We start from the raw sequence: 15,195 nt of genomic DNA on the forward strand, positions 1-15,195 counted from the left end.
GCGCGTATGCGTGTGTGCCGAGAGGGAGCATTTTCCTCAGAGGTAGTTTCATTTAGATAGGAGCTGAAAAAAACTACCTCTGAGGTAGATTGAGCCACATCGTTCGGAGGAAGTCGAAATGTTAAAATCGCGTTAAAATTGAGGTGCGGTGGTAAGAATCGAAGGTGAGATGTCTATATATAAATAGAGGGCTTGCTTTTTGAAAAAGAAAGCCTAAACTCCTATTCTAAAGGGATTCAGGCTGGTATTTTTTGCGGTTTTGAAGTTTACCGGACAGCAATAAATTCCATACTGTTGGAAATTTATTTCCATGATACTGGTTTTTTTAGGAAAAACAAGGCGTAAAAAACTCCTCTACAAAAAATGCCCCCGATGCTGCAAAACTTTGCAGCATCGGGGACAATGTTCGGTAAAAAACAGTTCAAAAGATGAACTATGGAGACAGCGGAATTATTTTACCCAAACCTTGCGGCCACCCACAATATAAATTCCGGCAGGGAGGCGGTGGAGATTCTGAGCACTGAAATTGCGGCGCACCACTTTTCCCGAAAGATCATAGACTGTAACGAGGGCGCTTTCACTGGCAAGCGGGGTGAGGGCTGTAAGCGTTTGCGGGCGATAGAGCTTCACGGCTTGGAATTGGTTTGAGGAGGCTGTATAACAAGCAAATCGGGGGTTGCTCGTATTGTAAGCAATGTGGCGATCAGAGGACAGGCGAGGCACGATTTCGACTGTGCCATCGGCGTTAAACGTAATACTCCACTGCGTTTTATCGTTGAGCGATGGGTAAGAGTAAAGTTTGTTTCCTGAGCCTTCAAAGCCCAAGTAGGTAGTGGTAGCCATATCGAGCAGCGTATAATTGCCTGTGCTACCACCGAGAGTAAAGAGCGTAGGATTACCCTCCTTATTAACCTCTGTAGTGATACCCTTGTTAATCACAGTAACTTGTACGATTTCACGATAATTCCCAGTGTGTGGTTTAGACATGGCAGCCGTTTTTTTGCCTTCACTCACGATGAGGTAATGTCCACCGATGGTGAGATCGGCCGCAACATCAACCGAAATATAGACATTATTTCCATCAGGCGTAGGAGTGGGTGTGGGGTCGGGTGTTGGAGTGGGAGTCGGTTCTGGAGTCGGTGTTGGGGTTGGGGTCGGTGTAACTCCTCCATTGTTGTAATGCTCAGGATCAAAGGCCAAGGCCGTCTTTTCGCCCCAAATGTATTGCTCGAGTCCTGGGAAGTCAATATAGGGATTGCGGTTGCCTTGTATCTTTTCGACAGCGTTGTTACGATCAATCTCCTTTTGGCTTACGGGGTCTTGCTGTGCCCAACGCAGGAGCATCTTGATGGCCCACTCTTTGTAGCCCGAGTTCTTGTTGCCCGAAAGCATAGGGCTGTGCCACGATGCGATTTTATCTTCGTAAGCTGTGGCCATATAGAAATAGGTGCGAGCAAAATCACCTTTATACTCGTCGTTAGGTTCAAATACTGTGCCGGAGTAACCGGGTGTTTTGCTATCACCGCATTTGGAAAATCCGCCGTTACTTTGCTTCGTAACCCGTCCCACTTCGCCAAAAGGTAGGTTACCACGCATGCTGTTGATGTAAATATCGGTAGGATAGAGGTGAAAAAGGTCGTTGTGCATTGGCTGCGCCTTGTTAAACCAGCTTTTCGGGAAAGAGTGCTCGCGATTATACCCTTCACCTTCTCCTCTGGCACCACTGCCTTGGTCTGCACCATAAGTATAATTGGTGGTGCTGGAGTACATGTCCCAAATTTTACCATCAGGGCGTAGGTCGGTGGTTTTATAGGCTGCCCATACACTATTATAACCAATGTCTTTATGTTTGGCAACGACATTATAGAGGGCGGTTTTCAGAGAAAAGCCCTTTTGTCCCTTGGCCGATGAGTAGTAGCCGGATTTGGGTTGTGCGCACAAACTTGCGACAGCCACGAGGGCGAGTAAGAATGAACTAAACTTACGCATAAGAATGAATTTTAATGTGTTGTTTCAATGATATTAGTAGTGTAGAATTACAAACCGCGTTGTGCAAGGAGCGCATCCATCTCTTGCTGTAACTCTCGTGCTTTTTCGCCCGCCACATCGGCAAAGCGTTCGGTGCCATCGGCATAGATGATGCCGCGACTTGAATTGACAAGCAGTCCGCATTCGTCGGTCATGCCGTAACGACATACTTCTTCAAGACTCCCCCCCTGTGCACCGACACCGGGAACAAGCAGGAAATGATGGGGAACAATGCGACGGATGTCGGCAAAAAGGCTACCCTGTGTAGCACCGACCACGTACATCATTTGCTCATCACTCCCCCACTGCCCGCTGGTGCGCAACACACGTTCAAACAGTCGTTCGCCCTGCGCATCGGTGGTGAGTTGAAAGTCATGGCTGCCTTTGTTGGAGGTGAGGGCAAGAAGCACGACCCACTTGCCTTTGTATTGAAGAAACGGTGTCACCGAATCTTCTCCCATATAAGGGGCTACCGTAAGAGCATCAACGCCAGTACCCTCAAAGAAGGTGCGGGCATACATGGCCGAGGTATTGCCGATGTCGCCCCGCTTGGCATCGGCTATAATGAATTGGTCGGGATGGTGCTCTTGAATATAGGCCACAGTGCGCTCATAGGCTTGCCAACCTGCCAACCCGAAGCACTCATAGAAAGCCAGATTGGGTTTGTAAGCCACACAATAAGGAGCAGTGGCATCGATAATCGCCTTATTGAACGCGAAGATGGAATCGGGTTCTTGGAGCAAATGAGGAGGCAGCTTCTTCAAATCGGGATCGAGTCCCACGCAGAGAAAGGTGCGCTTACTGCGGATATTAGCAATGAGTTCTTGCTTGGTCATAAGGGTAATGTTTTTGAAGATTAATGTTGCAAAGGTACAGAAAAGAAATGGTTTGCCAACAGCTTCTTTATAAAATGTAACGAATGAAGTGGCGAATTGCTGGAAAGACATCTTTATATTGTCAGACGATATCTCCCCCAACTGCAGACTTCGTTGATTTGTTCACCTAACTTCATGACGTTTCATCAGGAAAAGGAGAGCGTTCCGCAAAGCGAGGCTCATCGGAATCGGCCGAAAAAACACGGTAAAAGCTTTGCTTTTCGCCAAAGTCTATGTATCTTTGCGCATAAATACCGCTCTTATGCTCTTACTCCGCCCGCAGTTTTCACTTAGACCTTGGCTGATGCTTCTACTGCTCAGCCTAACGGCCGTGATAGACACGATGGCACGCACTTGGCGTCCTGAAGAAGTGCCTATCCCCTATTTGCAGGATGCGCGCCGCTACGTGAGCAATCCCGAAGGCATTCTTTCTGCAGCGGCGGTCGACTCTATCGACAGAATACTCTTTGCGCTCGAACGCGACAAAGGGGTGCAAACGGTGGTTATGGTGCTCGATCGTTTGGAAGGGGATGACCCTTATGACTTTGCGATGCGTGTTGCACGAAAGTATGGTGTGGGCAGTAAGCAGAAACGTACAGGGCTGGTGATTGTCCTCGCTACGGGAGACCGCTCCTATCAATTCCTCACCGGCAACGGGCTGGAAGGCACGCTCCCCGACGGCGCTATCCAGCGCATCGAAGACCGCATCTTCGTCCCGCGACTCAAGCGACAGGACTGGGACGGCGCAATGGTGAGCGCGGTGGCGGCCATCGACGGGATTTGTCGCGGTGATGAGAGCCTCAGCCGTGGTGAGATCGAAGGCCAAGAGGACGGATGGGGCGGCTGGATGTTTCTCCTCATTGCGGTGATTTCCATCGGAGGGACAGCGCTCTACACCCACTATGTCAAGCTCCGACCGCGCCTTTGCCCCGCCTGCGGACGGAAAGAACTCCGCTTTCAGCAGCGCCGCACACGCCACGAGCGGCGCGATGGCCACCGCTATCTCGTGGTCGAAACGACCTACCGTTGCCGGCAGTGCGGTCACGTCAAGGTGGAGCGTGAGGCCCATCGAGACGACCCGCCCGATGTGGGCACCGGTCTGCTGCTCGGCTCATTGCTGGCCGGTGCCGCCCGCGGTCGCAGCGGTTTGGGTGGCAGCGGTTTCAGCGGTGGATCGTTCGGTGGTGGATCGTTCGGCGGCGGTGGTTCGGGCGGCCGTTTCTAATCGCTTTTTCCTCATTTTGTTTCCTATCAACCCCTCAAAACTTTTATCCCTATGAACCTTTCTCGTACACAAATCGGTCTCATCGCTGTCATCCTCTTCCTCCTCTCCTTGGGCGGCTGCACGGTGTCGAAGTACAACGGCCTTGTGCAGCAGGACGAAGCCGTCACCCGCTCGTGGAGCGACCTGCAAAGCGCCTATCAGCGCCGCGCCGACCTCATCCCAAACCTCGTCGCCACCGTCAAGGGCTATGCCAAGCACGAAAGCGAAACCCTCGAAGGTGTGGTCGCTGCCCGCGCCAAGGCCACGCAGATAACCATCGATCCCAGCAAGGCCACACCCGAACAGATGACGGCTTTCCAAAAGTCGCAAGGTGAACTCTCGCAAGCTCTCGGTCGACTCCTCGCCGTGACAGAAAACTATCCCGACCTGAAGGCGGCCGAAAATTTCAGCCAACTCCAAGCCCAGCTCGAAGGCACGGAAAATCGCATCAACGAAGGGCGCAAACTCTACAACGAGCAGGTGCGGACCTACAACATCATGGTGCGCTCCTTTCCCATGAACCTCCTCGCCGGCTTCTTCGGTTTTCAACAAAAACAAGGCTTCGCCGCCTCGGAAGGCGCACAAAACGCTCCCACCGTACAGTTCTAATCCCATTGCCAAGCCCCTCTCGCGCTGAGGGATTTGACAATCGAGCTTTGTAGCCCCCTCTTCATTTTTTTACTCCTCAACCACAATGGACAAGAACCAACGATACATGATGCGCGGTGTCAGCGCTATGAAAGAAGATGTGCATGCCGCCATCAAGAACATTGACAAGGGCCTCTTCCCCCAAGCCTTCTGCAAAATCATCCCCGACATCCTCGGTGGCGACCCCGACTACTGCAACATCATGCACGCCGACGGCGCCGGAACGAAGTCGAGCCTCGCCTATATGTACTGGAAAGAGACGGGCGACCTCTCCGTGTGGAAAGGCATCGCGCAGGACGCCCTCATCATGAACACCGACGACCTCCTCTGCATCGGGGCGGTGGACAATATCCTCGTGTCCTCCACCATCGGTCGCAACAAGATGCTCATCCCCGGTGAGGTGATCTCGGCCATCATCAACGGCACCGACGAACTCTTGGCCCAGCTTCGCGAAATGGGCATCGGCATTTATGCCACTGGTGGCGAAACCGCCGATGTTGGCGACCTTGTGCGCACCATCATCGTGGACAGCACCGTCACTTGTCGCATGAAATGCAGTGAGGTCATCGACAATGCCAACATCCGCCCCGGCGATGTCATCGTAGGCCTCTCTTCGAGTGGACAAGCCACCTACGAAAAGGAGTACAACGGCGGTATGGGCAGCAACGGCCTCACCTCCGCACGCCACGATGTCTTTGCCAAATATCTGGCAGAGCGCTATCCCGAAAGTTATGACCATGCTGTGCCTAATGAACTCGTCTATAGCGGCAGTTATCGTCTCACCGATGCCGTAGAAGGTGCTCCGATTGATGCCGGTAAACTCGTGCTTTCCCCCACTCGCACCTATGCTCCTGTCGTGAAGCGCCTGCTCGACGAACTCCGCCCGAAGATTCATGGCATGGTGCACTGTACCGGTGGCGCTCAAACCAAAGTTCTGCATTTTGTAGGTGAGAACTGCCACGTCATCAAAGACAACATGTTCCCTGTTCCTCCGCTCTTCCGCACGATTGCTGAACAGAGCGGCACAGATTGGAGCGAGATGTACAAGGTGTTCAACATGGGACATCGCCTCGAAATCTATCTCTCTCCCGAACACGCCCAAACAGTCATCGACATTTCCCGCTCTTTCAACATCGATGCCCAAATCGTAGGACGTGTCGAGGAAGGGCAACGCAGCCTGACCATTGAGAGCGAATGTGGCAAGTTTGAATACTAACCTCTCCAGCTCCTCATTTCATAACAAGAGAATAGAATGACAAAATGATTGGAAGATGTGGAAAGACAACGAAAATAAAACGCTTAAAGCATACATAGCAGAAAATAAAGACCAATAAAATATGGCAGAAACAACTTCTCTCCTCGAAAAGCTCGAAGGACTTGTAGCACGTTTTGAGGAAGTATCCACTTTAATTACCGACCCCAATGTCATTGCAGACCAACAGCGGTATGTGCGACTGACGAAAGAATACAAAGACCTCGAAGATTTAATGAATGCGCGACGAGAGTACGCAAATTTATTGAGCAACCTCGCCGAAAGCAAAGAAATCCTCATGAACGAGGACGATGCAGAGATGAAAGAAATGGCTCGCGAAGAGGTGGCGCATTGTGAAGCACGCATTCCCGAGCTCGAAGAAGCCATCAAGCTTATGCTCGTCCCCAAAGATCCCGAAGATGCCAAGAACGCCATCCTTGAAATCCGTGGTGGAACCGGCGGCGACGAAGCTGCACTCTTCGCCGGCGACCTCTTCCGCATGTATGCCAAATACTGCGAAACCAAAGGATGGAAGCTCGAAGTATCCAGCACTTCTGAAGGAGCAGCAGGCGGTTTCAAAGAAATCGTGTGTTCAGTCACAGGAGCCGATGTCTACGGCACACTGAAATACGAGAGTGGCGTGCATCGTGTACAACGTGTTCCGGCCACCGAAACCCAAGGCCGCGTGCACACCTCGGCCGCCACCGTTGCCGTACTGCCCGAAGCTGAAGCTTTCGACGTTGTCATCAATGAAGGCGAAATCAAGTGGGATACTTTCCGATCATCGGGTGCAGGTGGTCAGAACGTCAATAAAGTAGAGTCCGGTGTGCGCTTACGCTACAATTGGAAAAATCCCAACACGGGCGAAGTAGAAGAAATTCTCATCGAATGTACCGAAACCCGCGACCAACCCAAAAATAAGGAGCGCGCTTTGGCTCGCCTGCGTACTTTTATCTACGACAAAGAGCATCAAAAGTATGTCGATGACATCGCTTCACGGCGCAAGACCCTCGTTTCTACCGGTGACCGCTCGGCCAAAATCCGCACTTACAACTATCCGCAAGGGCGCATCACCGACCACCGTATCAACTACACCATCTACAACCTCAGCGCCTTTGTCGACGGCGACATCCAAGACTGCATCGACCACCTCATCGTGGCCGAAAACGCCGAACGCCTCAAAGAAGCAGAACTCTAAACGGCCGGAGGATGTCGAATCGAAAAACTGCCGACCGCTGTGGAAACAGGCGGCAACGCAACTCACAAAGAGCGACAAAGCAAAGCGAGCCAAAATATGATATCATTTCCAAGCAAATATGATATCATCTTCTGAGAGGGGTGGCGTCATCCTCAGAGAAATATGACGCCATCTTGAAAGGACGATGACGTCATCTGCGAATAGGCATGATATCCTCCTCGGAGGAATATTCTGCCATATTCAGGCAAATATGCCGCCATATTTCTCCAAATATGGCGGCATATTTTTTAGGTCGACCGCGGAGGCGGAAGTTGAGGAGGGCAGAATGTGTTCTGTCGAGGTGCTCGGGCGGTGCCGTTGGTGGAGGTGTCCCGACCTCGATGGTGGAGATTTACGGCAGGCGGCAGCGGACGCTCAGGTCTTAGTTCAGACGCTCCAAGAATTCGGCCTCGGTCAGCACCGGGATGCCCAGTTTTTCGGCCTTTTCGAGTTTGGAGGGGCCCATGTTTTCGCCGGCCAAGATGAAGGCGGTGTTCTTCGAAAGGCTCGACACATTTTTGCCACCGTATTGCTCAATCATCTGCTTGTACTCCTCCCGCGAATGCAGCGAGAAGACACCGCTCACCACGACGCTCTGTCCGGCGAGCGAGGTGCCCAAGGCGTGGGTCTCCTCGACGGCCATCTGCACGCCGCATTGAGCCAGGGTGTCGACAAGCGCTGCATTCTCGGGCTTGGAGAAGTAGGTCTGCACGCTGCCGGCAATGACTTCGCCCACGCCTTCCACGGCCTGCAATTCGGCCAAGGGGGCTCGGCGCAGGGCGGTGATACTCTTGAAATGGCGGGCCAGATTTTTGGCCGCTACCTTGCCGACAAAGCGGATGCCCAGAGCGAAGAGTACCCGCTCGAAGGGGACGGAACGGCTTGCGGCAATGCCGTCGAGGATTTTCTGGGTGGCGCGTTGCGACACCGACATCGTGGGTGTCTTGCGGTCGGCTTCCCCAAAGAGTGTGGGCGCGACGAAATCTCCGCGCGAGAGCCACCAACTACCGTCCCAAGCGGTGAGTTTCAGCCGGTAGAGGTCGGTGACGTCGTGAAGCAATCCTTGTTCGAAGAACTTGTCGACCACTTCTGGGCCGAGGCTCATGATGTTCATGGCATCGCGGCTGATGAAGTGTTCGATGCGCCCTTTCAACTGCGGTGGGCAGGCCGTGTCGTTGGGGCAATAATGGGCGGCTTCGCCTTCGTAGCGCACCAACGCAGCACCGCATTCGGGACATTGGCGGACGAACTCCACACGTTCGCCCAAGTCTGCACCGCGCATCGTGGTTTCCACCCCGACGATTTGGGGAATGATTTCGCCCGCCTTTTCCACATAGACTTGGTCGCCGATGTGGAGGTCGAGCTGGCGGATGATGTCGGCATTGTGGAGGGAGGCGCGCTTCACCATGGTGCCGGCCAGCAACACCGGCTCCATGTTGGCCACCGGCGTCACTGCGCCCGTGCGCCCCACTTGGAAGGTCACGGCATCGAGGCGGGTCAGAGCGCGCTCGGCTTGAAACTTGTAGGCGATGGCCCAGCGAGGCGACTTGGCGGTGTAGCCCAAGAGGGCTTGTTGTGCAAGGGCATTCACCTTGAGCACTACCCCATCGGTGGCCACGGGGAGCGAATTGCGGGCTTCGTCCCAATGATCGAGAAAGGCGTAGATGTCCTCCAGACTGTGGGCGAGACGCATGGCGGTGCTCACCTTGAAGCCCCATCGGCGGGCGGCCTGGAGGTTGGCCAGATGTTCGCTCGTGGGAAGATTGTCGCTGAGCAGATAGTAGAGATAGGCGTCCAGATGGCGCTGCGCCACCACACGGCTGTCTTTGCTTTTGAGCGTACCGCTAGCGGCATTGCGGGGGTTGGCGAAGAGCTGCTCTTCGCGTGCCTCGCGTTCGGCATTGAGACGATCGAACGATTGCCACGGCATAAGCACTTCGCCCCGAATTTCAAACCGCGCGGGATAGCCACTGTCGGGTGTCAGCACCAGTGGTACGCTCGAAATGGCCCGCACATTGGCCGTAACATCGTCGCCCCGCACGCCGTCGCCGCGTGTCAGGGCACGCACCAACTGCCCCTCTTCATAAAGGAGGGAGATGCTCAGTCCATCGTATTTCAACTCGCAGCACACCTCAAAATCCTGACCATTCAAGCCCAATCGAACGCGTTCATACCATTCGTGCACGTCCTCACGATTGTACGTGTTGCCCAGCGAGAGCATCGGGTATTCGTGGGACACCTGCACAAAGTCGGTCGTGAGGTCGCTCCCCACTCGCTGTGTGGGCGAGTTGGGGTCGAAGCGCTCAGGATGTTGTGCCTCTAAGCGCTGTAGTTCGTCCATCAAGGTGTCGAACTCCTTGTCGGAGATTTCAGGCTGGTTGAGCACGTAGTAGTTGTAGTTGTGGCGATGCAGTTCGGCACGCAGTTGTGCAATGCGGTCGGTCATAAGTAGGGATGTATTGAGGAGGGAGAAGGTGATTTGTCGTAATGAGAGTCTTTTAGCTTTAGCGCTCCAATAAGTCCGGACGCAGGCGCTTGGTGCGCTCCAACGACTGTGCCATCTCCCATTCGTGGATTTTGGCATCGTGCCCCGAGAGCAGGACATCGGGCACGCGCCAGCCTTTATAGTCTGCAGGGCGAGTGTAGACTGGTGCTGCCAGCAGGTGGTCTTGGAACGAGTCGGAGAGCGCACTTTGTTCATCACCGATAGCACCGGGCAGTAGGCGTACAATGGCATCGCTCATGCAGGCCGCTGCCAGTTCACCGCCGGTGAGCACGAAGTCACCGATGGAGACTTCTTTCGTGATCAGATGTTCGCGGATGCGGTAGTCGATGCCCTTGTAGTGACCACAAAGGATGATGAGGTTGCCTTTGAGCGAAAGTTCGTTGGCCATAGGTTGGTCAAATTGTTCGCCATCGGGTGTGGTGAAGATGATTTCGTCATAGTTGCGTTCGGCTTTGAGCGCTGCAATGCAATCATCAATGGGTTGGCACTGCATCACCATCCCGGCAAATCCGCCATAGGGATAGTCGTCGACACGGCGGTGCTTGTCGGTGGTGTAGTCACGCAAGTTATGCACGTGTATCTCCGCCAAGCCTTTCTTCTGAGCACGGGCTAAGATGGAAGTGTTGAGAAAACCGTCGAGCATCTCCGGCACAACGGTGATAATGTCAATACGCATATAATAAGTTAATAACTAGGTGTTCAAAAAATTAATCGTAGCTATCTTAGTTGTAGGATGTCTGATATTTAATTTGGGGTCGCTTAGAGTGGCATTCTGCTACCGATGTGGTACACAAACCACTTGGCTCTATGCTGCTACAAAGGTAATAAAAAAACACGAAAGGTTTTCTTTCCTACGCTCGGAAACCACTCGAAGTAGAGAAATATGACCTTCACGCACAAAAAAACACACGCATCCCTTGCTGTTTTGAAAAAAAGTAGTACTTTTGCACTCGAAAACAAAACGGTACCATGGCCGAGCGGTTAGGCACAGGTCTGCAAAACCTGCTACAGCAGTTCGAATCTGCTTGGTATCTCCACCTCAAAGGAGCGGCTCTTATCGAGTTGCTCCTTTTTGCTTCAATTTACTTTGCCTTTATGGAAGATACCACCCTGCTTACTCATCCCGAAACAGACAACCTCACTGCTGGCACGTCCGCTGCGGCTGCAACATCGCTCACCCTTCGCACAGAGGGCTTGGTGAAGCGCTATGGCAAACGCACCGTGGTGAACGACGTTTCGTTTGATGTCAAACAAGGCGAAATCGTAGGACTGCTTGGGCCGAACGGCGCCGGAAAAACCACATCTTTCTATATGACCACCGGCCTCGTTGTTCCGAACGATGGACACATTTACCTGGGAGAGCGAGAAATCACCAAAGCGCCGGTCTACAAGCGCGCCAAAGCGGGCATCGGCTATTTGGCACAAGAAGCTTCGGTGTTTCGCAAGATGACCGTTGAGGACAACATTTCTTCGGTCCTTGAAATGACGGGAAAGAGTACGGAAGAACAACGCGAGATGTTGGAGTCGCTCATCAGCGAGTTTCGTCTGCAAAAGGTGCGTAAGAATCTGGGCGACCAACTCTCCGGAGGTGAGCGTCGCCGCACAGAAATTGCGCGCTGTCTGGCCATCGACCCTAAATTCATCATGCTCGACGAACCCTTTGCCGGTGTAGACCCTATTGCCGTCGAAGACATTCAATACATCGTCTGGAAACTCAAAGACCGTAACATCGGTATTCTTATCACCGACCACAATGTAGAAGAGACGCTCTGCATCACCGACCGAGCCTATCTACTCTTTGAAGGCAAAATCCTCTTCCATGGTACACCCGAAGAGTTGGCCGACAACCAGGTGGTGCGTGATCGCTATCTGACCAACTCCTTCAAACTCCGCAAAAAAGACTTTCAACTCATTTCTGAACAACGCGAACAACAATAGCTGTTGGTGTGTTGTTCACCAATTCTTTACCCCTTATTCTCTTTACCTCTTATTCTATGATGCGACGTCTCTGTCTTTTCTTTTTTATCGTCCTTACTATGGTCAAGGGCTTAGAAATTAACGCAGCCTTCCTTTCAGCTTCGGCCTCATCTGATACACTGCACGTTGCACAAGCTTATCTTGATGGGCCTCATCGACTACGCCTCCCCTTTTCTACGGACAGCGTCAATCTGAAAGGCAACGCTTTTGATCCCCAAGAGGTTCTCAAAAACAACGCCTCGCTTGCCTTGCGGCATTTTTCGGCATTCCCCACGGTTGCCTATGGAGCTGCCCTTGACAGCAATTCCGTGAGCGCTCTCCACTTCTCTCTCGACACGGAGTGCTGGCGGAAGTTGAAATTGGACGCCAAGAGCATGGCGCGCTACGACATTTATCTGAATGGGGTGAGGCAACAAGGAGGAGAGTTGCGTCTAAATCCTGGACGCAGTGTTGTTGCGCTGCTGATTTATTCGGAAAAATCGGCTCGCGACACCTTCAAAGTGAGCCTGATTGGGGAACACCTCAAAGGGGTAATCATCAACTCCACCGAAAAGCGCAAACTTTTGTTGGACGATCTCAACCATGGTGAACGCTACTATGGAATGAAGATGTCGCCTTCCGGTCGTTACCTCATCTCTTATTATTACACGACTCAACATGATGGCGCAGCTTCTTACAAAACGATGCTCACCGACCTCAACACCAATCGTACTCTCTACAACCACGATGGCTACGAGCATGTGGATTGGCTGCCACAGCGCGATGCGCTCTACTTTACCAGAAATACCGATAAAGGAAAACAACTGGTTACTCTCAATCCTGCCACGATGCAGGAAACCATATTAGGGACAGGCTTGCCCAGTGGTTCTTATGAAATTGCTCCCAATGAGCAATTCCTCATTGTCTTCAAAGACGAAGAAGGTCCGACTTCACAAGGGTCTTTGCGCCAACTCATTGAGCCGGACGATTGTCAGCCCGGATGGCGAAACCGCAGTTCGCTCTTTCTCTATGATTTGAAATCAGGGATGATGCAACGTCTCACCTTTGGCAAAAACAATATGCACCTGAGCGAAATTTCGCACGATAGTCGGAAACTGCTACTGATGCAGAGCCGGATGGAACTGACCAAACAACCCCTCAGCTATACCAATGTCTACGAGATGGATTTGGCCACCGGACGCATTGACACGTTGCTTGTTGACCAACCTTGGTTGAGCAGTGCCTGCTATAGTCCCAACGATAAGCAGGTGCTCTTTAAGGGAACGCCAGCGGCCTTCAACGGCATCGGCAGTGAAGTGAAAGCTGGTCAACACCCACAGGGCTATGACATGCGTCTCTTCCTCTACGACATCGCCACCCGAAAAACAACGCCTCTCCTCCGCAATTTCGCTCCCTCTGTGAATGACGTGGCTTGGCACACGGCGGATGGCTTCATCTATTTCGAATGTACCGATGGCTATGACGAAACGCTCTGGCACCTTGATCCACGCACCGGCGAACGCTTCCGTTTTAATCTTCCCGTAAGCGTCATTCAACATTATGGCATTGCCAACACTAAAAATCCGCGGATGGTGTTCTATGGACAAACCGGCACCACCTCACGCAACGCCTACTTGACTCATCTCTCCGGTGCAACACCCAAATGTACGCCTTGGGGCCATCTCTCTTTCAAGCAGCTTTTTGGCGACACTCGTGTAGCCTCTTGCCATCCTTGGAAATTCACGACCTCACGCGGCGATCAAGTAGAAGGTTTCTACTATCTTCCTGCTGATTTCGACCAGTCGAAGCGCTACCCTATGATTGTTTACTATTATGGTGGATGCAGTCCTACGACACGCGTCTTGGAGTTTGTCTACCCCTTCTCAGCTCTCGCCAACATGGGTTATGTTGTTCTTGTTTTGGAACCCTCCGGTACCATCGGATTTGGACAAGAGTTTGCAGCCCGTCACGTCAATGCCTGGGGAGATATGACAGCAGATGACATCATTGAAGGCACACGTACATTCTGCGCAGAAAACACCTATGTAGATGCCAAGAAGGTGGGATGTATGGGAGCCAGTTATGGCGGATTTATGACGCAGTACCTGCAAACGAAAACCGACCTCTTCGCTGCTGCCATCAGTCATGCGGGTATCTCAAACATTGCCTCCTATTGGGGAGGAGGATATTGGGGCTACACCTATGGAGAGGTTGCACAATATGGATCTTATCCTTGGAACAACCCCGACCTTTACGTCAAGCATTCTCCCCTCTTCAATGCCGACAAAATTCATACCCCCATTCTCTTTCTCCACGGCACTGCCGATACCAATGTACCTAACACCGAGAGCCAGCAACTCTACACGGCTTTGCGCCTGCTCGGGCGTCCGACAAGCTACATTCAGGTCGAAGGAGAAAATCACCACGTGGTCGACTACCATAAGCGTAAACAATGGCAGGCAGCCATCATGGCTTGGTTTGCCAAATATCTTCAAGGTGACGATGCGTGGTGGAAAGACTTAGGCTTTGAGTAGCTTCCTCTTTTACCTTTTATCTTTCATCCATTCGTCTATGTGCCTCACTCCCTCCCGATGAAACAAATTCTCCCACTCTTTCTTTTGATAACGCTGCTGAATTGCTTCGTCAGCTGCAAGACTAATAAGGAAACGCCCACTGAAGCTTATACCGAGATGGACACGACAAGCATCGACACGACCGAAACCGATGCGATTGAAGAGACTCTTGAAGTGACACCTCCGAAGAAGGCTGATGAATTCTTTGACGACTTTCTCTATGCCTTTATGAAGCAAAAACGATTCCAGCGTAATCGCATTAGTTTCCCTCTCCGTCACTTTATCGATGGAGAAGAGCACCTCATCACGCGTCGGGCATGGGTCTACGACCCAATGTTTTCCAAACGAGAAACCTACACACTCATCTTCGATAGTCGAAAAGGCATGAAACTGGCCAAAGACACCAGTATCTGCCACGTCATTGTCGAAGAACTCAATCTTGCCGAACAGCGCGTCAAATGCTACCATTTCGACCGTGAACAAGCCGAATGGAGACTCACTCAACTCGTAGAAGATGAGATGCAGCAAAGCGAAAACAGCGGTTTCTACACCTTCTACCAACAGTTTGCTGCGAACAAAGAGTTCCGCCGTTCTCACATTACCAGTCCCTTGGCTTTTTCCACCATTGATGAAGACACTTTCGACCCAATTGATGGAGTCATCACCCCGGAACAATGGGAAGACTTTGGACCACAACTCCCCACTACGCAAATCACCAACATCCTCTACGGGCAAACCTACCTCAACTCGAACGTACGCCTGCTCACCCTTTCCTCGATTTCGGGAGGAATGAACTGCACGCTCACCTTCAAGAAACAAAAAGGTGAATGGATGCTCATCAAACTTGAAAACTAAG

11 protein-coding genes and 1 tRNA gene are annotated in these 15,195 nt (G+C 52.1%); 8 read left to right on the forward strand and 4 right to left on the reverse strand.

All coding sequences use genetic code 11. The features are described from left to right. Window positions 1-450: 450 nt before the first annotated feature. Both H8527_RS02405 and pyrF read right to left on the reverse strand, forming a co-directional pair. Complete coding sequence (locus tag H8527_RS02405; protein WP_187545264.1) at window positions 451-1,989, reverse strand: endonuclease; 1,539 nt, start codon at window positions 1,987-1,989, stop codon at window positions 451-453. Between the two features lie 47 nt (window positions 1,990-2,036). Further along, the gene (gene pyrF / locus H8527_RS02410; RefSeq protein ID WP_187545266.1) at window positions 2,037-2,864 is read right to left on the reverse strand and encodes an orotidine-5'-phosphate decarboxylase; all 828 of its coding nucleotides are present in this window, start codon (window positions 2,862-2,864) and stop codon (window positions 2,037-2,039) included. A 301-nt stretch (window positions 2,865-3,165) separates the two neighbouring features. Between pyrF and H8527_RS02415 the strand changes: the two genes are divergently transcribed. The 4 genes from H8527_RS02415 (at window position 3,166) to prfA (ending at window position 7,265) form a co-directional block, all read left to right on the forward strand. Next, window positions 3,166-4,128 carry a YgcG family protein gene (locus tag H8527_RS02415; protein ID WP_187545267.1) on the forward strand — a complete coding sequence of 321 codons (963 nt, stop codon included), beginning with the start codon at window positions 3,166-3,168 and terminating at the stop codon, window positions 4,126-4,128. A 51-nt stretch (window positions 4,129-4,179) separates the two neighbouring features. Beyond that, window positions 4,180-4,776, forward strand: coding sequence for a LemA family protein (locus H8527_RS02420; protein WP_187545269.1), 597 nt, complete (start codon window positions 4,180-4,182; stop codon window positions 4,774-4,776). 85 nt (window positions 4,777-4,861) lie between these two features. Further along, window positions 4,862-6,031, forward strand: a complete 1,170-nt coding sequence (locus H8527_RS02425; RefSeq protein ID WP_255498494.1) for an AIR synthase-related protein — start codon at window positions 4,862-4,864, stop codon at window positions 6,029-6,031. A gap of 121 nt (window positions 6,032-6,152) precedes the next feature. Further along, window positions 6,153-7,265 (forward strand): peptide chain release factor 1, encoded by a 1,113-nt coding sequence (gene prfA / locus H8527_RS02430; protein WP_187545271.1) that lies wholly within the window; start codon window positions 6,153-6,155, stop codon window positions 7,263-7,265. Window positions 7,266-7,686: 421 nt separating this feature from the next. Here the strand turns inward: prfA and ligA are convergent, their stop codons facing one another. Together ligA and trmD are read right to left on the reverse strand one after the other, a co-directional pair. Next, entirely contained in the window at window positions 7,687-9,750 is a 2,064-nt protein-coding gene (gene ligA, locus H8527_RS02435; RefSeq protein WP_187545272.1) for an NAD-dependent DNA ligase LigA, read from the reverse strand. 58 nt (window positions 9,751-9,808) lie between these two features. Beyond that, a complete protein-coding gene (gene trmD, locus H8527_RS02440; protein WP_187545274.1) occupies window positions 9,809-10,486 on the reverse strand; it encodes a tRNA (guanosine(37)-N1)-methyltransferase TrmD in 678 nt (225 codons plus the stop codon). A 287-nt stretch (window positions 10,487-10,773) separates the two neighbouring features. Between trmD and H8527_RS02445 the strand changes: the two genes are divergently transcribed. The 4 genes from H8527_RS02445 to H8527_RS02460 all read left to right on the forward strand — a co-directional run bounded on the left by H8527_RS02445 (window position 10,774) and on the right by H8527_RS02460 (window position 15,194). Further along, window positions 10,774-10,847, forward strand: a tRNA-Cys gene (locus H8527_RS02445). Window positions 10,848-10,905: 58 nt separating this feature from the next. Then, entirely contained in the window at window positions 10,906-11,748 is an 843-nt protein-coding gene (lptB, locus tag H8527_RS02450) for an LPS export ABC transporter ATP-binding protein (protein WP_255498495.1), read from the forward strand. Window positions 11,749-11,846: 98 nt separating this feature from the next. After that, window positions 11,847-14,300: a prolyl oligopeptidase family serine peptidase gene (locus tag H8527_RS02455; RefSeq protein WP_187545275.1), complete on the forward strand. Its 2,454-nt coding sequence runs from the start codon at window positions 11,847-11,849 to the stop codon at window positions 14,298-14,300. A gap of 57 nt (window positions 14,301-14,357) precedes the next feature. After that, a complete protein-coding gene (locus tag H8527_RS02460) occupies window positions 14,358-15,194 on the forward strand; it encodes a DUF4348 domain-containing protein (protein WP_187545277.1) in 837 nt (278 codons plus the stop codon). Window position 15,195 lies beyond the last annotated feature (1 nt).

The organism is Alloprevotella sp. Lung230 (assembly GCF_014385435.1).
Taxonomy (GTDB): Bacteria; Bacteroidota; Bacteroidia; order Bacteroidales; family Bacteroidaceae; genus Alloprevotella.

What these genes read in the sequence shown, in the direction of transcription:
- H8527_RS02405 (WP_187545264.1), bottom strand. Translation starts at nt 1,989, where the DNA reads ATGCGTAAGTTTAGTTCATTCTTACTCGCCCTCGTGGCTGTCGCAAGT.
- H8527_RS02415 (WP_187545267.1), top strand. Translation starts at nt 3,166, where the DNA reads ATGCTCTTACTCCGCCCGCAGTTTTCACTTAGACCTTGGCTGATGCTT.
- pyrF (WP_187545266.1), bottom strand. Translation starts at nt 2,864, where the DNA reads ATGACCAAGCAAGAACTCATTGCTAATATCCGCAGTAAGCGCACCTTT.
- H8527_RS02455 (WP_187545275.1), top strand. Translation starts at nt 11,847, where the DNA reads ATGGTCAAGGGCTTAGAAATTAACGCAGCCTTCCTTTCAGCTTCGGCC.
- H8527_RS02420 (WP_187545269.1), top strand. Translation starts at nt 4,180, where the DNA reads ATGAACCTTTCTCGTACACAAATCGGTCTCATCGCTGTCATCCTCTTC.
- lptB (WP_255498495.1), top strand. Translation starts at nt 10,906, where the DNA reads ATGGAAGATACCACCCTGCTTACTCATCCCGAAACAGACAACCTCACT.
- H8527_RS02425 (WP_255498494.1), top strand. Translation starts at nt 4,862, where the DNA reads ATGGACAAGAACCAACGATACATGATGCGCGGTGTCAGCGCTATGAAA.
- trmD (WP_187545274.1), bottom strand. Translation starts at nt 10,486, where the DNA reads ATGCGTATTGACATTATCACCGTTGTGCCGGAGATGCTCGACGGTTTT.
- H8527_RS02460 (WP_187545277.1), top strand. Translation starts at nt 14,358, where the DNA reads ATGAAACAAATTCTCCCACTCTTTCTTTTGATAACGCTGCTGAATTGC.
- prfA (WP_187545271.1), top strand. Translation starts at nt 6,153, where the DNA reads ATGGCAGAAACAACTTCTCTCCTCGAAAAGCTCGAAGGACTTGTAGCA.
- ligA (WP_187545272.1), bottom strand. Translation starts at nt 9,750, where the DNA reads ATGACCGACCGCATTGCACAACTGCGTGCCGAACTGCATCGCCACAAC.